At 72.9% G+C, this 21,801-nt stretch carries 17 protein-coding genes; 12 read left to right on the forward strand and 5 right to left on the reverse strand.

From position 1 onward, the window contains the following. The first annotated feature begins 7 nt into the window (after window positions 1-7). From G407_RS0111985 to G407_RS0112000, 4 genes are all read left to right on the forward strand, one after another. Complete coding sequence (locus G407_RS0111985) at window positions 8-787, forward strand: SDR family NAD(P)-dependent oxidoreductase (RefSeq protein WP_029030992.1); 780 nt, start codon at window positions 8-10, stop codon at window positions 785-787. Further along, on the forward strand, window positions 784-1,740 hold the full coding sequence (locus G407_RS0111990; RefSeq protein WP_084327485.1) for a 2-dehydro-3-deoxygalactonokinase: 957 nt from the start codon (window positions 784-786) through the stop codon (window positions 1,738-1,740). The genes G407_RS0111985 and G407_RS0111990 overlap by 4 nt, the downstream gene beginning before the upstream one ends. Beyond that, complete coding sequence (locus tag G407_RS0111995; RefSeq protein WP_029030994.1) at window positions 1,737-2,363, forward strand: 2-dehydro-3-deoxy-6-phosphogalactonate aldolase; 627 nt, start codon at window positions 1,737-1,739, stop codon at window positions 2,361-2,363. The genes G407_RS0111990 and G407_RS0111995 overlap by 4 nt, the downstream gene beginning before the upstream one ends. Window positions 2,364-2,485: 122 nt before the next feature. Further along, complete coding sequence (locus G407_RS0112000) at window positions 2,486-4,405, forward strand: beta-galactosidase (RefSeq protein ID WP_029030995.1); 1,920 nt, start codon at window positions 2,486-2,488, stop codon at window positions 4,403-4,405. 77 nt (window positions 4,406-4,482) lie between these two features. Here the strand turns inward: G407_RS0112000 and rarD are convergent, their stop codons facing one another. Next, entirely contained in the window at window positions 4,483-5,409 is a 927-nt protein-coding gene (rarD, locus tag G407_RS0112005; RefSeq protein ID WP_043539643.1) for an EamA family transporter RarD, read from the reverse strand. Window positions 5,410-5,606: 197 nt separating this feature from the next. On the opposite strand from rarD, the gene gltX reads away from it, so the two are divergent. Together gltX and gltA are read left to right on the forward strand one after the other, a co-directional pair. Next, a complete protein-coding gene (gene gltX, locus G407_RS0112010) occupies window positions 5,607-7,031 on the forward strand; it encodes a glutamate--tRNA ligase (protein ID WP_029030997.1) in 1,425 nt (474 codons plus the stop codon). Between the two features lie 210 nt (window positions 7,032-7,241). After that, window positions 7,242-8,534, forward strand: a complete 1,293-nt coding sequence (gene gltA, locus G407_RS0112015; RefSeq protein WP_029030998.1) for a citrate synthase — start codon at window positions 7,242-7,244, stop codon at window positions 8,532-8,534. A gap of 78 nt (window positions 8,535-8,612) precedes the next feature. Here gltA and G407_RS0112020 read toward each other — a convergent pair whose 3' ends face one another. Further along, window positions 8,613-9,233 (reverse strand): TRAP transporter large permease subunit, encoded by a 621-nt coding sequence (locus G407_RS0112020; RefSeq protein WP_029030999.1) that lies wholly within the window; start codon window positions 9,231-9,233, stop codon window positions 8,613-8,615. Between the two features lie 215 nt (window positions 9,234-9,448). Between G407_RS0112020 and G407_RS27330 the strand changes: the two genes are divergently transcribed. From G407_RS27330 to G407_RS27335, 3 genes are read left to right on the forward strand one after another with little or no spacing between them, the layout of a single operon-like run. Then, window positions 9,449-10,171, forward strand: a complete 723-nt coding sequence (locus G407_RS27330) for a TetR/AcrR family transcriptional regulator (protein ID WP_084327487.1) — start codon at window positions 9,449-9,451, stop codon at window positions 10,169-10,171. After that, window positions 10,168-11,271 (forward strand): efflux RND transporter periplasmic adaptor subunit, encoded by a 1,104-nt coding sequence (locus G407_RS0112030; protein WP_029031000.1) that lies wholly within the window; start codon window positions 10,168-10,170, stop codon window positions 11,269-11,271. Before G407_RS27330 ends, G407_RS0112030 begins: the two co-directional genes overlap by 4 nt. Window positions 11,272-11,320: 49 nt before the next feature. Beyond that, on the forward strand, window positions 11,321-14,473 hold the full coding sequence (locus G407_RS27335; protein WP_245259079.1) for an efflux RND transporter permease subunit: 3,153 nt from the start codon (window positions 11,321-11,323) through the stop codon (window positions 14,471-14,473). 6 nt (window positions 14,474-14,479) lie between these two features. Here G407_RS27335 and G407_RS0112040 read toward each other — a convergent pair whose 3' ends face one another. Beyond that, window positions 14,480-15,601 carry a GNAT family N-acetyltransferase gene (locus tag G407_RS0112040; RefSeq protein ID WP_043539644.1) on the reverse strand — a complete coding sequence of 374 codons (1,122 nt, stop codon included), beginning with the start codon at window positions 15,599-15,601 and terminating at the stop codon, window positions 14,480-14,482. Between the two features lie 260 nt (window positions 15,602-15,861). Between G407_RS0112040 and G407_RS30445 the strand changes: the two genes are divergently transcribed. Further along, window positions 15,862-17,586 (forward strand): sensor histidine kinase, encoded by a 1,725-nt coding sequence (locus G407_RS30445; protein ID WP_029031002.1) that lies wholly within the window; start codon window positions 15,862-15,864, stop codon window positions 17,584-17,586. 74 nt (window positions 17,587-17,660) lie between these two features. After that, window positions 17,661-18,320, forward strand: a complete 660-nt coding sequence (locus G407_RS0112050) for a haloacid dehalogenase type II (RefSeq protein WP_029031003.1) — start codon at window positions 17,661-17,663, stop codon at window positions 18,318-18,320. Between the two features lie 40 nt (window positions 18,321-18,360). Here G407_RS0112050 and G407_RS27345 read toward each other — a convergent pair whose 3' ends face one another. Next, window positions 18,361-19,785 (reverse strand): PQQ-dependent sugar dehydrogenase, encoded by a 1,425-nt coding sequence (locus G407_RS27345; RefSeq protein WP_169728779.1) that lies wholly within the window; start codon window positions 19,783-19,785, stop codon window positions 18,361-18,363. Window positions 19,786-19,931: 146 nt separating this feature from the next. Here G407_RS27345 and G407_RS0112060 point away from each other — a divergent pair, with 146 nt between their 5' ends. Further along, window positions 19,932-20,558, forward strand: a complete 627-nt coding sequence (locus G407_RS0112060; RefSeq protein ID WP_029031004.1) for a glutathione S-transferase family protein — start codon at window positions 19,932-19,934, stop codon at window positions 20,556-20,558. Between the two features lie 7 nt (window positions 20,559-20,565). Here G407_RS0112060 and G407_RS0112065 read toward each other — a convergent pair whose 3' ends face one another. Beyond that, window positions 20,566-21,651, reverse strand: a complete 1,086-nt coding sequence (locus G407_RS0112065) for a dipeptidase (protein WP_156917565.1) — start codon at window positions 21,649-21,651, stop codon at window positions 20,566-20,568. Window positions 21,652-21,801: the final 150 nt, after the last annotated feature.

The following is a 21,801-nucleotide window of genomic DNA, read 5'->3' on the forward strand; positions in this document are numbered from 1 at the left end:
TTCCGCCATGAAGGCCGAGACCATCGTTCCGCTCCATCCCGACCTCGCCGGCGCGAGCGTGTTCGTCACCGGCGGCGGCTCGGGCATCGGCGCGGCGCTGACCGAGGGCTTCCTGCGCCAGGGCGCGAAGGTCGCCTTCGTGCAGCGCTCGGACGCCGCCGCCTTCTGCGACCGCATGGCGGAGGAGACCGGCAACCGCCCGCTGTTCCTGCGCTGCGACGTGACGGACGCCGGCGCGCTCGAGCGCGCGATCGCCGACGCCGCCGCCGCGCACGGCCCCGTCGGCGTGCTCGTCTCCAACGCGGCGAACGACGTGCGCCACACCATCGCCGAGACCGACGCGGCGGCCTGGGAGGCGAGCCTCGCGATCAACCTCACGCCGTACTTCGTCGCCGCGCGGGCGGCGGCGCCGGGCATGCGCGCGGCGGGCGGCGGGGCGATCGTCAACATGTCCTCGATCAGCTACATGATGGGGAACGCCGGCTATCCGGCCTACGTCACGGCGAACGCCGGCATCACCGGCCTCACCCGGGCGCTCGCCCGCGAGCTGGGGCCGCACGGCATCCGCGCCAACGCCCTGATGCCGGGCTGGGTGCTCACGCAGAAGCAGATCTCGCACTGGGCGACGCCGGCGGATCTCGCCGCGCATCTGGACAAGCAGTGCCTGAAGCGGCACCTGGAGCCCGCCGACATGGTCGGCGGATGCCTGTTCCTGGCGTCCGGCGCGAGCCGGATGATGACGGGGCAGGCTCTGGTGATCGACGGCGGGGTCGTGGTGACGGGATGACGAAGACGATCGAGACGACGGGTGCGGGGAAGACGACGGTCGCGGCGCCGCAGCGGGTGGAGGCCGAGTGGATCGGCCTCGACTGGGGCACGACGAACCTGCGTGCCTACGCCATGGCGGGGGAGACCTGCCTCGCCGAGGCCCGCGCCCGCAAGGGCATGAATACGCTCGCGACCCGCGACGACTTCGAGCGCGCGCTGTTCGATACGGTCGGCGCCTGGCTCCCGGAGGACCCGGAGGCGCGGGTGCGCGTCGTCGCCTGCGGCATGGTCGGCGCGCGCCAGGGCTGGCGCGAGGCGCCCTACCTGCGCGCACCGACGAGGCCCATCGGCGAGCCGCGCGCGGTGCCGACCTCGCGGCCGGGCATCCTCGTCGAGATCCTGCCGGGCATCAGCCAGGACGAGCCGGCGGAGGTGATGCGCGGGGAGGAGACGCAGATCGCCGGGCTCCTCGCCGCCGAGCCCGACTTCGAGGGCGTCGTCTGCCTGCCGGGCACGCACACGAAGTGGGTGCGCGTCGCCGAGGGCTGCATCGTCGCCTTCCGCACGGCGATGACCGGCGAGATCTTCGGGCTCCTCTCCGAGCGCTCGGTGCTGCGCCACGTCATGGACGACGAGTGGGACGAGGGCATCTTCGCCGCCGCGGTGGTGGAGGCCGCCGCCGATCCGGCGCAGGCGCCGCTCGCCTTCTTCCGCATCCGCGCGCAGAGCCTCCTCCACGACACGATTCCCGGCGAGAGCCGCGCGCGGCTCTCCGGCCTCCTCATCGGCGCGGAGCTCGCGGCGCTCGGACCCTTCCGCGAGGCGGCGGCGGTACGGGTCGTCGGCAACGCGACGCTCGCGGGGCACTATGCCAAGGCGCTCGGCGCGCTCGGGCAGGGCGCGATCCTGCACGACGGCGCCGCCATGACCCGCGCCGGCCTCGCCGCCGCCTGGGCGGGAGCCGCCCCGTGAGCGCATCGTCGACGCACCGTCCGCTGATCGCCATCCTGCGCGGCATAACCCCGCGCGAGGCGGTGCCGGTGGCGGGCGCCCTCGTCGAGGCGGGGATCGGGCTGATCGAGGTGCCGCTGAACTCGCCCGACCCGCTCGCCTCCATCGCCGCCATGGCCGATGCGCTGGGGGACCGCGCGGACTTCGGCGCGGGGACGGTGCTGACGCCCGAGGAGGTCGGTGCCGTCGCCGGGGCGGGCGCGCGCTTCGTCGTGTCGCCCAACACCGACGCCGAGGTCGTGCGCGAGACGAAGCGGCGCGGGCTCGGCTCCTACCCCGGCGCCTTCACGCCCACCGAGTGCCTCGCGGCGCTGAAGGCGGGGGCCGACGCGCTGAAGCTCTTCCCGGCGTCCATGATGGGCCCCTCCGGGCTGAAAGCCGTCCGCGCGGTGCTGCCCGCCGGCACGCGCGTCTTCGCCGTGGGCGGCGCCGACGCGGACACCTTCCCCGCCTGGCTCGCCGCCGGCGCCGACGGCTTCGGCATCGGCTCGGCATTGTACGCGCCGGGCCTCGACGCGGCGGAGGTGGGGCGGCGGGCGCGGGCGATCGTGGGGGCGTATGATGGGGCAGTTGCAGGTGCTTGAAGCGGGTTCCTGCCTCGGCGGATCGTCGACTCCCTGCTCGATCGCGTGCGTGAGCACGCGCGGCGCGGCGAAGCCCGGACCCTGAAACGAGATCACCGACGATCTCCTCTCGCGAGTGAGCCATGCCCACCCCGAAGCTCGGCGTCTGCTACTACCCGGAGCACTGGCCGGAAGCCCGCTGGGCGACCGACGCGCGGACGATGCGCGAGGCGGGGATCTCGCTCGTGCGCATCGGCGAGTTCGCCTGGAGCCGGCTCGAGCCGCGGCCCGGCGCGCTCGAGTTCGGCTGGCTCGACCGGGCGATCGCGACGCTGGGCGAGGCCGGGCTCGGCGTCGTGCTCGGTACGCCCACGGCGACGCCGCCGCGCTGGATGCTGGCGCGCCACCCCGACATGCTCGCGCTGGACGCCGAGGGGCGCCCGCGCGGGTTCGGCTCGCGCCGGCATTATTGCTTCGCCCACGAGGGCTACCGCGCCGAGGCCGCGCGCATCGCCGGGGTCCTGGGCGAACGCTACGGCCGCAACCCGCATGTGGTGGCCTGGCAGATCGACAACGAGTACGGCTGCCACGACACGGTGGTGAGCTATTCGGACGCCGCCGCGCGGGGCTTCCGCCGCTGGCTGGCGGAGCGCCACGGCGCGGTCGAGGCGCTCAACGCCGCCTGGGGCAACGTGTTCTGGTCGATGGAGTACGCCGCCTTCGACGAGATCGACCCGCCGAACCTCACGGTGACGCAGGCGAACCCGGCCCACACGCTCGACTACCGCCGCTACCTCTCCGCCTGCGTCGTCGCCTTCAACGCGGCGCAGGTCGCGGCGCTGCGGCCGCACACGGACGCGCCGCTGTCGCACAACTACATGGGCCGCATCCTCTCCTTCGATCACTTCGCGGTGGGGCGCGACCTCGAGATCGCGACCTGGGACAGCTATCCCCTCGGCTTCCTGGAGGACCGCTCCGATCAGGGCGAGGACTGGCGGCGGCGCTTCGCGCGCCAGGGCGACCCGGACTTCCAGGCCTTCCACCACGATCTCTACCGTGCCGTCGGCAGGGGCCGCTGGTGGGTGATGGAGCAGCAGCCCGGCCCCGTGAACTGGGCCCCGCACAATCCCGCGCCCCTCGACGGCATGGTCGCGCTCTGGACCTGGGAGGCGATCGCCCACGGGGCGGAGGCCGTGTGCTATTTCCGCTGGCGCCAGGCGCCGTTCGCGCAGGAGCAGATGCACGCCGGGCTCCTGCGCCCCGACGGCGCGCCCGCGCCCGGCCTCGCCGAGGCGCGGGCCGTGGCGGACGCGCTCGGGGACCTGCCGGAAACGGGCACCGCACCCGTCGGCCTCGTCCTCGACTACGAGGCGTCGTGGGTGTGGGAAACGGAGCGGCAGGGGGCGGAGTGCGACTACTTCCGCCTCGTCCTCGACGTCTACCGCGCGCTGCGGCGCGCCGGGCTCTCCGTCGACATCGTGCCGCCGACGACCACCGACCTCTCGCCGTGGGCGATGGTGCTCGCACCGGGCCTCGCGATCTGGCCGCCGGCGCTGCGCGCCGCGCTCGCCGCCTACGAGGGCGTGTGGCTCGTCGGCCCGCGCGCGGGCGCGAAGACGCGCGACTTCCGCATCCCCGACGGGCTGCCGCCGGAGGCGCCGGGCCTCGACGTCCGCGTCGCCCGCACCGAGACCCTGCGCAGCGATTGCCCCGTGCCGCTCGCCGAGGGCGGCGCCTTCCGGTTCTGGCGGGAGTTCCCGGAGGGCGCGGCGCCGGTGCTGGAAGCCTGCGCCGACGGCACGCCGGCCCTCCTCGGCGACGCGCGCCGGGCCTATCTCGCCGGGTGGCCGGACGACGCCGCCCTCGACCGGATCGTCCGCCGTGCCGCCGCGACGGCGGGCCTCGCGACGCTGTCGCTCCCCGACGGCCTGCGCGTGCGCGACCGCGGCTGCGTGCGCTTCGTCACGAACTATTCCGCCGACGCGATCGCCCTCGACGGCGTCGTTCCCGGCGCGTCGGGCACGCTCCCGCCCGCCGGCGTCCTGCGCCTCGCGCGCGGCTGAGACGCTCCCGTCGCCGGGGCAGGACGGCGTCCGGCCGGCTCCCGCCCCCGACTCGCGCCCCCGACTCGCGCCCCGCCTCACGCCCTCGTTCGCGTCCTCGCTGCGGCCCGTGCCGCCCGCGCCCGACGCACGAGCGAGGCGGTGTAGACGACGAGCGCCGTCCAGATCAGCGCAAAGGCGATGAGCTGGGCGCCCCCGAACGGCTCGCCGAAGAGGAAGACCGCGGTGAGGAAGATCATGGTGGGCGCGATGTACTGGAGGATGCCGATCGTCGACAGCCGCAGGCCCTTGGCGCCGTAGGCGTAGAGGATCAGCGGCACGGCGGTGACGATGCCCGTCCCGGTGAGGAGCCAGCCGTCGGAGGGCGCGCCCGTGAAGAAATGGCTCTCCCCCCGCGCGGCGATCGTCGCGAGCACGACGATCGCGACGGGCGAGAGGACCAGAACCTCGAGCAGGAAACCCTGGTTCGGCCCGATCGGCAGCCACTTCTTGAAGAAGGCGTAGCCGCCCCAGCTGACGGTGAGCGCGAGCGCCGCGACGGGCACGCGCCCGCTCTGCACCGTGAGCAGGACCACCGCGGCCGCGGCGAGCGCGATCGCGGCGAGCTGCGCCGGGCTCAGCCGCTCCTTCAGCAGCACCGCGCCCAGGAACACCGAGAAGATCGGGTTGATGTAGTAGCCGAGCGCCGCGTCGAGCGCGTAGCCCGCGCCGACCGCCCAGACGTACGTCCCCCAGTTGACGGTGATGAAGGCGGCGGTGATCGCCGCCATGCCGAGCGTGCGCGGCGAGGCCAGCGCGCGGCGCAGGTCGCCCGTGCGCCCCGTCGCCCACAGGATCGCGGCGGCGACGGGCACGGACCACAGGATGCGGTGCGCGACCACCTCCACCGGCGGCACGTGGGCGAGCGCCTTCATGTAGAGCGGCAGGAAGCCCCACAGGACGTAGGCCGAGACCGCGAAGCCGAACCCCGCCGCCGTATCCTCGTTCGTCGCCGGTGCGGCCATGACGCTCTCCAGGAGCCGCCCCGCCGGGGCGCTCGCGGGGAGGAAGACCACCGAACGGCATGGGAGGCAAGGGCGCAGCGCGTGCGCGCGGCGCGCACCCGGGCTACGCGCGGGCCCCGTTTCGTCCGCCCCCGAAATGCTTTAGAAGCCGGCGGGACAGACGGCACCCGAGAGCTGCAGGAAAGCCCCCTCGACCGATGAGCGACACGATCGTCACCCGCTTCGCGCCCTCCCCGACGGGGTTCCTCCACATCGGCGGGGCGCGTACCGCGCTGTTCAACTGGCTGCTCGCCCGCCGGCACGGCGGCCGGATGCTGCTGCGCATCGAGGACACCGATCGCGAGCGCTCGACCGACGCGGCCATCGCCGCGATCCTCGACGGGCTCGGCTGGCTCGGGCTCGACTGGGACGGCGAGGCGGTGCACCAGTTCGCCCGCGCCGAGCGCCACCGCGAGGTGGCGCTCCGGCTGCTCGCGGAGGGCAAGGCGTACCACTGCTATGCCAGCCAGGAGGAGCTCGCCGAGATGCGCGAGCGCGCCAAGGCCGAGAAGCGCCCGCTGCGCTACGACGGCCGCTGGCGCGATCGCGATCCGTCCGAGGCGCCCCCCGGCGTGAAGCCCGTCGTGCGCTTCAAGGCGCCGCTCGAGGGCGAGACGGTGGTCGAGGATCGCGTGCAGGGCAAGGTCACCTGGTCGAACAAGGAGCTCGACGACCTCGTGCTGCTGCGCTCGGACGGGACGCCCACCTACATGCTCGCCGTCGTCGTCGACGACCACGACATGGGCGTCACGCACATCGTGCGCGGCGACGACCACCTCACCAACGCGGCCCGCCAGAGCCAGATCTACCGGGCGCTCGGCTGGGACGTGCCGGTGATGGCGCACATCCCGCTGATCCACGGGGCCGACGGCGCGAAGCTGTCGAAGCGCCACGGTGCGCTCGGCGTCGAGGCCTATCGCGCCATGGGCTACCTGCCGGAGGCGCTGCGCAACTACCTGGTGCGGCTCGGCTGGGCGCACGGCGACCAGGAGATCTTCTCGACGGAGGAGATGATCGCCGCGTTCGATCTCGGCGGCATCGGCCGCTCGGCGGCCCGCTTCGACTTCGTGAAGCTCGAGGCGCTCAACGGGCACTACATGCGTCACGCCGACGACGCGCGGCTCGTCGAGGCGCTGGAGACGATCCTGCCCGAGATCGGGCCGGAGCGGGGGCTCGGGCCCGTCTTCCCGCCCGAGCTGCGGGCGAGGCTGCTCGCGGCGATGCCGGGGCTCAAGGAGCGCGCGCGCACCCTGGTCGAGCTTCTCGACGCGGCCTCGTTCCTCTGGGCGGCCCGGCCGCTCGCGCTCGACGAGAAGGCGGGCAAGCTCCTGGACGACGGGGCGCGTGCGCGCATACGGGACCTGCGCCCGCGCCTCGCGGCGCTCGAGCCGTTCGACGCCGCCACCACGGAGGCGGCCGTGCGGGCCTATGCGGAGGAGGCGGGCGTGAAGCTCGGGCAGGTGGCCCAGCCCCTGCGCGCGGCGCTCACCGGGCGCACGACCTCCCCGCCGCTCTTCGACGTCATGGCCGTGCTCGGCCGCGAGGAGACCCTCGCCCGTCTCGCGGATCAGGAACAATCCTGATGGCGCACGCAATCCGCTCGGATTCCCGCAAGGCCTGCGTGACCTTGCCCATAAGGCGTGCTTGAACCCGGGAATGCGATCGGTTAACCCGTCCTCACCTTCGCGTCAGCGACAGCCGTCGGAGAGGGTCCGCACCGCGCCGGGCGCTTGCACGGCAGCGCCTTCGGCGGACGCTTCCCGGAAGGCGCTCAGCATGAAAGGGCCTTGCGCATGAGCAGCAACACGAGCACCCTGCAGATGGACGGCAAGTCCGTCGAGCTGGCGGTGAAGCCCGGGACGATCGGGCCGAGCGTCGTCGACATCTCGAAGCTCTACGCGCAGACGGGGGCGTTCACCTACGATCCCGGCTTCACCTCGACCGCGTCGTGCGAATCGAGCATCACCTACATCGACGGCGACGAGGGGACGCTGCTCTATCGCGGCTTCCCGATCGAGCAGCTCGCCGAGCACGGCGACTTCCTCGAGACCTGCTACCTGCTGCTCTACGGCGAGCTGCCGACCGCCGCGCAGAAGGCGGACTTCGACTATCGCGTGACCCGTCACACGATGGTCCACGAGCAGATGCAGCGCTTCTTCATGGGCTTCCGCCGCGACGCCCACCCGATGGCGATCATGGTCGGCTCGGTCGGCGCGCTCTCGGCGTTCTATCACGATTCGACCGACATCTCGGATGCGCAGCAGCGCATGATCGCCTCGATGCGCATGATCGCCAAGATCCCGACGCTGGCGGCGATGGCGTTCAAGTACTCGATCGGCCAGCCCTTCGTGTATCCGAAGAACGAGCTCGACTACGCCTCGAACTTCCTGCGCATGTGCTTCGCGGTGCCCTGCGAGGATTACAAGGTCAACCCGATCCTGTCGCGCGCGCTCGACCGGATCTTCATCCTCCACGCCGACCACGAGCAGAACGCCTCGACCTCGACGGTCCGCCTCGCCGGCTCGTCGGGCGCGAACCCCTTCGCCTGCATCGCGGCGGGCGTCGCCTGCCTGTGGGGTCCCGCCCACGGCGGCGCCAACGAGGCCGCGCTGAAGATGCTCGAGGAGATCGGCACGCCCGACCGCATCCCCGAGTTCGTCGCCCGCGCCAAGGACAAGAACGACCCCTTCCGCCTGATGGGCTTCGGCCACCGGGTCTACAAGAACTACGACCCGCGCGCCAAGATCATGCAGAAGACCACCCACGAGGTCCTGAGCGAGCTCGGCATCAAGGACGACCCGCTGCTCGAGGTCGCGATGGAGCTCGAGCAGATCGCCCTGCGCGACGAGTATTTCGTCGAGAAGAAGCTCTACCCGAACATCGACTTCTACTCGGGCATCACCCTCAAGGCGATGGGCTTCCCCACCACCATGTTCACGGTGCTGTTCGCGGTGGCGCGCACGGTGGGCTGGATCGCCCAGTGGAAGGAGATGATCGAGGACCCGTCCCAGCGCATCGGGCGCCCGCGCCAGCTCTACGTCGGCGAGGCGCAGCGGGACTACACGCCGATCGCTCAGCGCGGGTGATCCTCGCGGGTCGGGTCTCTGGACGCACGACGGAAGGCGGGCTTCGGCCCGCCTTTCGCGCATCCGGCGCCTGCCGCATCACCGCCCCAGCACCGCCTCCGGCAGCCCCGTGACGATCTCCGGGACGAGCCAGCAGATCGCGAGCCCGAGCGCCTGGAGCGCGACGAAGGCGGGGGCGGCGCGGTAGAGGTCGGCGAGGATGACCGCGGGCGGGGCGACGGATTTCAGGTAGAACAGGTTGTAGCCGAAGGGCGGCGTCAGGTAGGCCATCTCCAGGTTGAGGATGACGAGGCCGCCGAAGAGGATCGGGTCGAAGCCGATCGCGCTCACGATCGGGATGAAGATCGGCATCGTCAGGAACAGGATCCCGATCGGGTCCATGACGAAGCCCAGCGCGAACACGATCGCCATCATCACGAGGACGACGGCGGTCGGCGACAGGTCGAGGCCCTCGACGAGGCCGCGGATGAAGCTCTCCCCGCCGGTTCCGGAGTAGACCGCGACGAAGAGGAGCGCGCTCGGCCAGCCAGAGCTGCTCGCCGAGCAGCGGCGAGACGCCGAGACGGTGCAGTCCGTGCTCCGCGAGCACGGGGCGCAGGAGGTCGGCGCCGCCGGAACCGGATCACGAAACCGGCACGAGAACAGCTCGTGATAGATTCGCCCGCCGCTCCATTGGTGTTGCGCCCGTGTGCGCAGCAATGGCGGAGAGCCTCCACCGACGGAACGCGGCGCGGCTTTCATGCCGCACCGCAGCGAAAAGAGTCCTCGGCGGCGGCGTCCTCCCCTTGACAGCCTGTCGCAGCGGGCGCAAATGAACCGCCGTTCAGCCGCGCTGAATGAGCGTTCATTCAATCTTGGCCGCAGCAGCCGCGGCCGCCGACGATCGGGCACTTCGAACCGGAGCCACGCGACGCATGGACGACCAGGCACACGGCACGACCCATCCGCTCGCCCAGGACCGGCGCATCGCCATCCTGGATGCGGCGGAAGCGTGCTTCGCCCGCGCCGGATTCCACCGCACGACGATGCAGGACATCGCCGCCGCGGCCGCCATGTCCGTCGGCAACCTGTACCGCTACTTCGCCAGCAAGGACGCCGTGATCATCGCGCTCGGCGAGCGCGACCGCGCCGAGGTGGCGCGCGACTTCGCGGCGCTCGACGACGCCGAGGACTTCCTCGCGGCGTTCCGCGCCATCGGCGAGAAGCACCTGCGCGCCGTGCCCGCGACGCGCTCGGCGATCTGCCTCGAGATCTGGGCGGAGGCGACCCGCAACGCCGTCTTCGCGGAGATCACCCGCGCCTTCGAGATGGAGGTGACCGGCCGCCTGGAGCGCGCCTTCGCGCTGGCGCAGGCGCGCGGGGCGATCCGCTCGACCGCCGATCCCCGCGCGCTCGCGATCACGATCGGGACCCTCGCCGACGGGCTCTTCGTGCGGCGCGCCGTCTCGCAGTCCTTCGACGCGGGAGCCGAGATCGACCGCGTGCTGGCGCTCGTCGGCGCCATCCTCCACGGCGCGATCGACGGCGCCGCGACCATATCCGGGGCCGGGCCGGCGCGCCCGGCGACGTCGCCCCGGATCTCTTCCGAGGTCTCCTCCGAGGTCTCCCGCGAGATTTCCCCCGAGGTTCCCCAATGAACGCGTCCCGTATCGCATCGATCGCCATCGTCATCGGCGCCGTCGCCTGGGTGGCGTCCGGCCAGGCGGTGGTCACGGCACTCCTCGGCGAGCCGCAGCCCGCCGTCGCCGCCGCGCCCCAGGCCGAGAGCCGGTCGGCCGAGCAGGACCTCTTCGCGGTCGCCGTCCACCACGTGCCGGTGGTCGATCACGCCCGGACGATCACGCTCTCCGGCTTCACCCGTGCGGACCGGCGCGCCACCGCGGTCACCCGCGCGCAGGGCACCGTCGTCGAGCTCGCGGTGCGCCGCGGGACCGAGGTCGCGGAGGGCGACGTGATCGCCGTCCTGTCCGACGAGGCGCGCGAGGCGCAGGTCGTCCAGGCCCGCGCCCGCCTCGAGCAGCGCATCGCCGAGGCGGAGGCGCGCATGCGCCTCATCGAGAACGGCACGCTCCCGGCGCTCCAGCGGCCCGAGATCGAGGCGGACCTGAAGAGCGCCGAGGCGGCGCTCGCGCAGGCCGAGGCCGAGGCCGCCCGCGGCTTCGTGCGCGCGCCGATCGCCGGCGTCGTCGACGCGGTGCCCGCCGAGCCGGGCCAGGCCCTCCAGGTCGGCGCGCCGGTCGCCGAGATCATCGCGCTCGACCCGATGCTCGTCGTCGTCGAGATCGCCGAGCGCCAGCTCGGCGGCGTGCGCCCGGGCGATCGGGCCGAGGTGCGGCTCGTCACCGGCCAGACCGCGCGCGGCGAGGTGCGCTTCGTGTCGAACCGCGCCTCCGAGGGCACGCGCACCTACCGGGTCGAGATCGGCATCGACAACGCCGACGGCGCCATCGCCGACGGCATCACCGCCGAGGCGACGCTCGCGCTCGCCGCCGTGCCCGCCGCGGAGATCCCGCGCTCGGCACTCACCTTCTCGGGCGAGGGCACGCTCGGCGTGCGGATCGTCGACGCCGAGGCGCGCGTCGCCTTCGCGCCGGTCGGCCTCGTCGAGGACGGGCGCGAGACCTTGTGGGTGTCGGGCATCCCCGACGGCGCCGCGGTGATCGTGCAGGGCCAGGATTTCGTCGTCGAGGGCCAGCACGTCGCGCCGGTCCCCTTCGCCCTCGCCGCGCGCCGCTGATCCGGCGCGCGGGCATTCTCGAGACTGGAGCCCGGCGCCGAGCCGGGGCATGCCGATGGGCAAGATCGTCGACTACGCCATCTCGCACGCGCGCCTGACGCTCGCGATCCTGGCCTTCATCCTGATCGCGGGCTTCGTCGCCTACCAGGAGATCCCCAAGGAGGCCGAGCCGGACGTCCAGGTCCCGCTCGTCTACGTGGGCCTGCACCAGCGCGGCATCTCGCCGGAGGATGCCGAGCGCCTTCTGCTGCGTCCCATGGAGACGAAGCTCAAGTCGGTGGAGAGCGTCAAGGAGATGCGCTCGGCCGCCTACGAGGGCGGCGGCTTCGTGCTGCTCGAGTTCGAGGCGGGCTTCGACGGCGACGCGGCGCTCGCCCACGTGCGGGCCAAGGTCGACACCGCGCGCAGCGAGCTGCCGCGCGACGCCGACGAGCCGACGGTGGAGGAGGTCAACCTCTCGCTCTTCCCGGTCCTCGTCGTCGGCCTCGGCGGCGACATCCCCGAGCGCACGCTGCTGCGGCTCGCGCGCGACGCCGAGACGGCGATCGAGCAGGTGCCGGGCGTGCTCTCGGCGGAGCTGCGCGGCGCCCGCGACGAGGTCGTCGAGATCATCGCCGAGCCGATGCTGCTGCGCTCCTACGGGCTCGACCTCACCGACGTGATCAACGCCTTCGGCGCCGGCAACAGCCTCGTCGCCGCCGGCGCGCTCGAGGGCGACACCGGCCGCTTCGCCGTGAAGGTGCCGGCGCTGATCGAGAACGCGCAGGACATCCTCGACTTCCCGATCGCTGCGAGCGGGGACGCCGTCGTGCGCCTGGGCGACGTCGCCGAGGTGCGCCCCACCTTCAAGGACGCCGAGTCGATCACGCGCATCAACGGCAAGCCGGCGATCGTGCTGGAGGTCTCCAAGCGCACCGGCGCGAACCTGATCGAGACGGTCGACGCCGTGAAGGCCACCGTCGAGACCCTGCGCCAGACCTGGCCGGGAACGGTCGAGATCACCTTCTCGCAGGACAAGTCCGGCGACATCCGCACGATGCTCCACGAGCTGCAGAACTCCGTCGTGACCGCGGTGCTGCTCGTCATCGTGATCATGCTCTACACGCTCGGCGCGCGGGCCTCGATCTTCATCGGCATCGCCATTCCCGGCGCCTTCCTGGCGGGCATCCTCGCGCTCTACCTCGCCGGGCTGACCGTCAACATCGTCGTCCTGTTCTCGCTCATCCTGGCCGTGGGCATGCTCGTCGACGACGCGATCATCGTCTCGGAGTTCGCCGAGCGGCGCATGAGCGAGGGCATGGCGGCCTCGCAGGCCTACGCGCTCGCCGCCAAGCGCATGGCGGGCCCGGTCGTCGCGGCGACGGCGACGCGCGTCGCCGCCTTCTCGCCGCTGCTGTTCTGGCCGGGCATCGTCGGCGAGTTCATGATGTACATGCCGCTGACGCTGATCGCGACGCTCACAGCCTCGCTCGTCATCGCGCTGATCTTCACGCCGACGCTCGGCGCGCTGCTCGCCAAGCCTCCGAAGGAGACGCACGAGGAGGGGCACCTGCCCGAGCGCGGGGCCTATCTCGGCCTGATCCGCCTCGTCACCCGCCACCCGGTGGTGACGATCGCGCTCACGATCGCGCTCCTCGTCTCCGTGGTGCAGACCTACGGCCGCTACGGCAACGGCGTCGAGTTCTTCCCCGAGGTCGAGCCCGAGTTCGCCCTCGTCCAGGTGCGTGCCCGTGGCAACCTCGCCATCGCGGAGAAGGACGCGCTCGTGCGTGCGGTGGAGCAGCGGCTGCTGGGCATGGACGAGCTCGAGACGGTCTACGCCCGCGTCGGCTCGGGCCAGCGCGGCTCGCAGGAGGTGACCGAGGACACCGTCGGCACGGTCCAGTTCGAGCTCGTCGACTGGCGCGAGCGCCGCTCCGCCTCGGCCATCATGGCGGAGATCCGTGCGCGCACGGCCGACATCCCCGGCGCGATCATCGAGGTGACGAAGCCTGCCGCGGGGCCCCCCACCGGCAAGCCCGTCACCATCGAGGTCGGCGCGATCGATCCCACCCGCCTGTTCCCGGCGGCCGTGCGGGTCGCGGAGATGCTGCGCGGCGTCCCGGACACGCGGGACGTCGACGACGGCCTGCCGCTGCCGGGCGTCGACTGGACGCTCGAGGTCGACAAGGCCGAGGCCGCCCGCTACGGCGCCAACGCGCTCACCGTCGGCAACGCGGTCCAGCTCGTCACCAACGGGCTCAAGGTCACCGAGTACCGCCCCAACGACACCGACACGTCGGTCGACGTGCTCGTGCGCTTCCCCGAGGAGCGGCGCTCCCTCGACCAGCTCGACGAGCTGAGGGTGAACACGCCCGCGGGCTCGGTGCCGATCGCGAACTTCGTCACCCGCGAGCCGGTGGAGCGCGTGGGGCTGATCAACCGCGTCGACGGCCGCCGCGTCGTCACCGTCACCGCGAACGTGGCGGAGGGCGTGCAGTCCGCCGCTGTCCAGGCCGCGGTGGAGGCCGAGCTCGCCGGGCTCGACCTCGGGCCGGGCGTCACCTGGCGCATGAAGGGCGAGGACGAGGAGCGCGAGAAGGCGAGCGCCTTCCTCGTCACCGCGTTCGGCGCGGCGCTGTTCCTGATCTTCGCGATCCTGCTCGCGCAGTTCAACAAGTTCACGAGCGTGCTGATCACGCTGTCGGCGGTGATCATGTCGACGATCGGCGTGCTGATCGGGCTCATGGTGATGGGCCAGGCCTTCGGCGTGGTGATGACCGGCATCGGCGTCATCGCCAACGCGGGCGTGATCGTGAACAACAACATCGTGCTCATCGATACCTACGACCGGCTGCGCCGGGAGGGCGTCGAGGCGCGGCACGCGATCCTGCGCACCTGCCACGAGCGCGCGCGCCCGGTGCTGCTGACCGCGGTCACGGCCGTGCTCGGCGTGCTCGGCATCGCCTTCGGCGTGAACATCGACTTCGTGCAGCGCGCGGTCGACGTCGGCGCTCCCTCGACGCAATGGTGGGTCCAGCTCTCCACCGCGATCGTCTTCGGCCTGTCCTTCGCGACCATGCTGACGCTGATCGTGACTCCGGCGATGCTGATGGCGCTCGCGGATCTGGCGGCGTGGAACGCCCGGCGCAAGGCGCGGCGGGCGGAGCGCAGGGCCGCGCGGAAGGCCGCGCGGGCCGCGGCGGCGATCCCGGCCGAATGAGGCGCCTCAGGCGCTCTCGCGCACGGGGACACGCTTCACCCGGGCGCGGGCGCCGCGCTGCCAGCGCTCCGTGGCGACGCGCGCGGGAAACAGCGGATCGCCCGGCCGCAGGTTGACCGCGAGGTCGGCGATGGCGACCCGGTCCGGGTAGAGCGTCTCGAGGACGCTGCCCGGCAGCGTCGCCGAATCGAGCCGGTGGCAGAAGCGCTCCTCGTGGAGCGCGCGCACGATCGCGTCCTCCAGCATCACGCCCGGGCCGAGCGCGCCGTGGCGCTCGTCGTAGGCGGTCTTGACGAGGAAGGCGGTGCCGGCGCTGACGAGAGCGAGGCTCGCGGCGATCGGCTCGTCGTCGAGCGCGATGATGTCGGCGCGCGCCGTCACCGGGCCGCGGGCCGAGAGGAACAGCTCGCGGGCGAAGGTGCGGGTGACCGGGTTCGTCGCCAGCGCCGTGCCCATGCGCCCCTTCCAGCCGCGGCGCTCCAGCGCCAGGAAGTCGTCGACCGCCTGCGCCAGCGCCGCGCCGCCGCGCGCGACGCGGTGGTCGACCCGGCCCCGCTCGGCGAGGCGGCGCCGGCGGCGCTCGAGCCCCTTGCGGCGCGAGCGCCCGAGCGCCTCGGCGGCATAGGCCTCGTAGTGCGTCCGCACCGAGAGCACCGGCCGCTGGAACGGCGCCAGCGCCGCGACCTCCGCGCCCGTGCGCGCGAAGGCCTCCCGCAGGGCGATGCCGATCGGCGAGGCGACGGGCAGCATCGGGAACAGGAAGGCGCCGCCCCGGCAGGCGCGGCGGATCGCCAGCACGAGCGCGTCCGCCCACCCGTCCGGCGCGTCGCGGGCGACGAGCGGGGTCGACAGCGTGGAGAAGGGCGAGCCCAGCACGCCCGGCGCATCGCACCAGCCGAGCCGGCCCGCACGCGTCGTCACCGGCAGGAGCGCCACGAGCCGCGCGCCGGAGCGGACGCAGGCGAAGCGCGGGCGCGGCGCGGAGAACCGGTGGGCGAGATGCGTGTCGACGAGCGGGCGGGTGAAGAACGGGTTCGCCGCGCGGGCGTCCGCCGCGAGGGCGTCCCAGGCGTCCCGGTGGCGCTCCAGCGTTTCGCGGTCGAGGATGTCGATGCTGAGTGCGGGCATGGGTTCGGCGGTCCGTCCGCCGGCGGTCGCGCCGTCCGGCTCGCAGGATCGAACTTCCCCGGGGCACGGATGTTTCAGGGAAGAAGGGGGCCGCGGCTGCGACCGTCGGACGCTCCGAACAAATGTGAAGGATGGAACCCGGCGCCGGGTTCGCGGGTTGACCAGCGCTCGCGTGCGTGGCCGCTACGGCCGAGCTCATCCAGCGCCGAGCCCGCGCTTGGTGCGCACGGGAGGCGGAACTCTGTCGATGAACCCCTGACATGCTGCATAGGCTCACGCAGACCCCGCCTCCCGAGAGGCGCGACGCGGCCGATCCGGCGGCGACGCGGTTGCCTCGATTCCACCGGCCCGCCGCGCTTCCCTACTTCCTCGTGGTCGCGGTGCTCGCGCCGCTCGTCTTCTTCGGTTTCGCCGCCGGCGACGACTGGCGCACGATCGAGAGCGATGCGCGCGATCGGATCGTCTACATCCGCGACGCCGTCGCCGAGCACGCCAAGCGCGTCTTCCAGACGCACGAGCTGGTCGCCGTGTCGATCCGCGGGCGGATCGGCGCGATGAGCTGGGACGAGATCGCGTCTTCGGCGGAGCTGAACGCCTATCTCGGCGAGATCGAGCGGAACTTCGAGGAGGTGGACGAGATCTGGCTCGTCGACGACGAGGGTCGGGTGCGCGCCTCCAGCCAGGCCGTTCCCGTGCCGGCGCTCGACGTCTCCGACCGGCCGTGGTTCCGCGCGGCGGGGCGGGAGGGCGGCGCTCTGGTGGTCGGGCCGCCGGAGGACGAGGACGCCTATTTCACGCGCGCGCTGCCCCGCCTGAGCGGCGCGACCGAGAGCGACTTCGGCGGGGTGATCCGCATCTGGATCGCGCCGAGCTACTTCACCGACTTCTACGAGAGCGCCTATCCCGACGAGGGAGAGATCGCCCTCGTGCTCGGCAACGGCGAGGTGCTGGTGAAGCACCCCCCGGAGGCGCGCCTGCCCGGCGGCATCCCGCGGGCGCCGGTCGGCGCCGAGGAGGGCGACACGAGCGTGGCGGGCTACGATCCGCTGGACGCGGGCGGCGCTCCGCAGGGCGGCCTGCGCAGCGCCGTCTTCGACGGGGACGCGACCGGGGACGACGGGCCGCGCATCCAGACCTGGACGCGGCTGGGCGATCTGCCGGTCTACGCGGCCTTCGCGCTCGACCGGGCGAGCCTGGAGGATGCGTGGCGCAGCCGGCTCGCGGGCTACGTCGCCTATTTCGTGCCGGCGGTCGCGGCGCTCCTCTTCCTGGGCGCCCTCGCCTGGCGCAGCCATCGCGCGCTCGAGGAGAAGGTGGAGCTGCGCACCCGCGCGCTCTCCGAGGCGGTCGCCGAGAAGAACCAGCTCCTCAAGGAGGTGCACCACCGCGTCAAGAACAACATGCAGATCGTCTCGAGCCTGATCCGCATGCAGGAGCGGGTGCACAGCTCGCCCGACGAGACGATCCGCCGCGTCCAGGCGATGGCGCTGGTGCACGACCTGATCTACAGCCACGGCGAGTTCGCCAGCGTCAATCTCGGTGCCTACGTCCGCCGGCTCAGCGAAACGCTCGCGGGCGCGTCCCTCGGCGGCCCCCGCGTGCGCTTCGCCTACGACCTCGACCACGTCGCCGTGACGCTCGACCGGGCGATGCCCTTCGCGCTGATCCTGTCGGAAGTGCTCACCAACGCGATGGACCACGCCTTTCCCGACGGGGAGGGCCACGTCACGATCACCCTCGACCGGCACGACGGGCGCGTCGAGCTGCGGGTCGCGGACGACGGCCGCGGCTTCGATCCCGACGCGACGACCGGCGGCTTCGGGCTCAAGCTGATCCGATCGCTCGCCGTGCAGCTCGATGCCGAGGTGCGTTTCGAGCCCGCCGCCTACGGGGAGCCGTCGGAGGACGTCCAGTGCGAGGAGGACGGGCGCGGCTCGGTCTTCGTGCTGGCCTTCCCGGTGGCGGCCCCGGCCCACTCCGCCTGACGCCGCTCGAGGCGACGCTTGCGTCGCGCTCGCGCGGGCGGCACGATCCCGCTCCGCGCGAGAAAGGACAGGCCATGCCCGACGCCCACCCCGTCGTCGTCTTCGATGCCTTCGGCACGCTCTTCGACGTCCATTCCGCCGTCGCCCGCAACGCGGCGACGATCGGGCCCGCCTCGGTGCATCTCTCGGAGATCTGGCGGGCGAAGCAGCTCGAGTACACCTGGACACTGTCCCTGATGGGGCGCTGGGAGCCGTTCTGGCGGCTGACCGAGCGCGCCCTCGACCAGGCGCTCGCCCGGTCGCCGGAGGTGGACCCGATCGTCCGCGACACGCTGCTCGCGAGCTACCGCGCCCTCGACGCCTACGGGGAGGTGCCGCGCACGCTCGCGCGGCTGCGGGCGCGGGGTGCGCGCACGGCGATCCTGTCGAACGGCGACGAGGGCATGCTCGCCGACGCCGTCGCGTCCGCCGGCATCGGCGATGACCTCGATGCCGTCCTGTCGGTGGATCGCGTGCGGGTGTTCAAGACCGATCCGCGCACCTACGCCCTCGTCGAGGCCGAGCTCGGCTGTGCCCGCGAGGACGTGCTCTTCGTCTCCTCCAACCGCTGGGACGTCGCCGGCGCCGTCGCCTACGGCTTCGCCGCCGCCTGGGTCAATCGCTCCGGCGCACCCGACGAATACGCCGACCTCGCGCCGCAGGCGACGATCGCCGATCTCGACGCCCTGCCGTGAGGACCCGTCCCCTGTTGCGGGGGGCAGGCGGGGCGGGGCGTCACTGCGCGGCGGCGTCCTCGCTCGGCGTCGTCGCGCCGGTCGTGCCCGTCGCCTCCGGCGCGTCGTACGTGACGCGCCAGAGCGTGCCGGCGGTCTCGTCGGCGACGATCAGTGCCCCGTCGGGCATGACCACCACGTCGGTCGGGCGGCCCCAGACCACGGCGCGCTCGTCGCCCTCGACCCAGAAGCCGGTCATGAAGTTCTCGTAGCCGCCCTCCGGCTCGCCGTTCTCGAAGGGCACGCGCACGACCTTGTAGCCGGTCGGGTCGGCGCGGTTCCAGGAGCCCTTGAGCGCCACGAAGGCGTCGCCGCGATACTCTTCCGGGAACATGTCGGCGTCGTAGAAGGCGAGGTTCATCGCCGAGGAATGCGCCTCGAACAGGACGTCGGGCGTGATCGTCGCCTCGACCTTCTCCGGCGCGCGCCCGGCGAAGCTCGGCTGCTCGAGGCCGCCGGCGTAGGCCCAGGGCCATCCGTAGAAGCCGCCTTCCTCGACCTGCGCGAGGTAGTCCGGCACGAGCTCGTCGCCGAGCCCGTCGCGCTCCTGCACCACCGCCCACAGCTCGCCGGTCTGCGGGTGCAGCGCCATGCCGATGGGGTTGCGCGTGCCGGACGCGAAGGTGCGCTGGTTCGAGCCGTCGAGGTCGAACGCCTGAATCGTGGCGCGCGGCTCGGCCTCCTCGGCGATGTTGCCCGCCGAGCCGACGCCGACATACATGACGCCCGCCTCCTCGTCGCGTAGCAGCGAGCGCGTCGTATGCCCGATCGGGCGGCCGAAGACGCCCTCGTCGGTCACCGCGAAATGGTCCATCGGCGCCTGCGGCCGGCGCTGGTCCTCCGGCACGTCCGAGAGCGGGGAGGGATAGAAGATCTCCGGGCCGGTGGCGCGGATCTCGCCGTCGGCATAGGGCACGCGCCAGATGCCGCGCACGTCCGCGACGAGGATGTCGCCCGCGTTCTCGCCGCTCTCGATGCGGGCGATGCCGTAGGGCTGCTGGAAGCCGCGCGCGAACAGGCTCACGGTCTCGGCCGTGCCGTCGCCGTCCCCATCGCGCAGGAACATCACGTCGCCCTGCGCCTGGCGCGCGACGAGGAGGTCTCCGCTGTCGAGCACGAAGAGCTTGCGGGGGCCGTCGAGCTCCGCGAACAGCGCCGCCTCGAAGCCCTCGGGGACGTTGGGCGTGCGCCCGTCGCGGGCGATGGTGAGCGCGGGGTTGCGCACCGCCTCGTCGGGCTGCGGCGGCGGCAGGTCGGCGGGCTCGACCCGGAAGCGCTTGCCGATCTCCTGGTCCTGGAAGGCGGGGATCGCGGGGCTGACGGCGGCCTCGCCCGGCGCGGCGGCGCCGCCTTGCGCGTGGGCCGTCCCGGCGGCGGCGAGGGCGACGAGGCTCGCGGCGGCGAGGTGGGGGATGCGGTTCGTCACGAGGCGTCTCTCCATCCTGTCGCAGGAAGTCCTGCCCCGGCAACAGGAGGGCGAGCGGCGCGGTTCCCCGCGGGGGGCGCGCGGAACGGTCGCGCGGCGTCTCGCCGCGCGCTATACCGCCGTCGCCCGGAGCGGAGGAAACGACCATGGCCGACGAGCTCGTTCTCTACACGAACCCCATGTCGCGCGGACGCATCGCGCGCTGGATGCTGGAGGAGATCGGCACGCCCTACGAGACGCGGATCGTGCAGTACGGCGACGAGATGCAGGGGGAGGCCTACCGCGCGATCAACCCGATGGCGAAGGTCCCTGCGCTGCGGCACGGCGAGACGGTCGTCACCGAGGTCGCCGCCATCTGCGCCTATCTCGCCGACGTCTTCCCGGAGGCGGGGCTGGCACCGGCGCACGGCTCGCGGGAGCGCGGCACGTACTACCGGTGGCTCTTCTTCGGGGCGGGACCGATGGAGGCGGCGGTGACCAATCGCGCCCTCGGCTTCGTGCCGCCGCCGGAACGATCGCGGATGGTGGGCTACGGCAGCTGGGAGCGCATGCTCGACGCGCTGGAGGGCGCCGTCGCGGCGGGACCCTTCATCCTGGGCGAGCGCTTCAGCGCCGTGGACGTTCTGCTCGGCGCGCAGGTGAGCTGGGGTCTCGCCTTCGGCACGGTGGAGAGGCGGCCCGCCTTCGAGGCCTATGCCGAGCGGACGATGGGGCGACCCGCCGCCCGTCGCGCGCTGGCGATCGACGAGGCGGCCGCCCCGCCCGCGCAATGACGGCGCATCACGCCCGCCAGGTCGCGTCGAGCACCCGCAGCCAGTTGCGCCAGCAGATCTTCTCCAGCGCCTCGCCCGCATAGCCGCGCTCGGCGAGCGCCGCGACGAGGTTCGGCAGCCCGCGGGCGTCGCCGATCGCGTCCGGCATCGTCGCGCCGTCGAAGTCCGAGCCGAGGCCGACGCCGTCGATGCCGACACGCGCGACGAGGTGGTCGATGTGGTCGACCATCATCGACAGCGGCGTCGCCGCGTCGCGCCGCCCGTCGGGCCGGATGAAGGATGTGGCGAAGTTGAGCCCCACCATGCCGCGGCTCTCGCCGATCGCCGCGAGCTGCGCGTCGGTGAGGTTGCGGGCGTGCGGGCAGATCGCGTGGGCGTTCGAATGCGTCGCGACCAGCGGCGCGCGGCTGAGCCGCGCCACGTCCCAGAAGCCGCGCTCGTTGAGGTGCGACAGGTCGATCATGATCCGCAGACGGTTGCAGGCGCGCACCAGCGCCTCGCCCGCCGGGGTGAGCCCGCGGCCGATGTCGGGGCCCGACGGGAAGCGGAAGGGCACGCCCTCCCCGAAGATCGTCGGCCGGCTCCACACCGGCCCCAGCGAGCGCAGGCCCGCCGCGTGGAGGACCTCGAGCGTGCGCAGGTCCGGGTCGATCGCCTCCGCGCCCTCGAGATGCGCCACCATGGCGACCGCGCCGCGCGCCATCGCCGCCTCGATGTCGGGAACGCTCCGGCAGACCGCGAGCGCCCCCTCGGAGGCGCGCTCCAGCCGCAGCAGGATCGCGAGCATCGCGAGCGTCGCATCGCGGGCGTAGCCGGGATCGAGCGCAGGCGGCAGCGGCACGTCGTAGCGCGGGCGCGTCATCAGCGCGTCCGCCTCGACGCCGGCCCCGCTCGGGTCCGGGACGTAGATCGCGAAGAGCCCGCCGACGAAGCCGCCGGCGCGCGCCCGCGGCAGGTCGAGGTGGCACAGCCGCTCGCCCGCGAGGAACCCCTCCTCCGGACTCGGATGGCCGGAGAGGAGCAGGCGCAGGAGGGAGTCGTTGTGGCCGTCGAAGACGGGGACGCGAGGGGCGGGCATAGAGGAGGCGGGCATGGAGGCGGCGGGCTCTCGAAGACGAGGCTCCCGGGGCGACGCCCCGGAGGCGGTGGCGCCGGACGCTCGCACGGCGAAGCGGGGCCGGCAAGAGGAGCCGAGAGAGGAGGCCGCGAGCGCGCCCTCCGTCGGCTCTCCTCACGGGCCCCG

The sequence above is a fragment of the Salinarimonas rosea DSM 21201 genome (assembly GCF_000429045.1).
Taxonomy (GTDB): domain Bacteria; phylum Pseudomonadota; class Alphaproteobacteria; order Rhizobiales; family Beijerinckiaceae; genus Salinarimonas; species Salinarimonas rosea.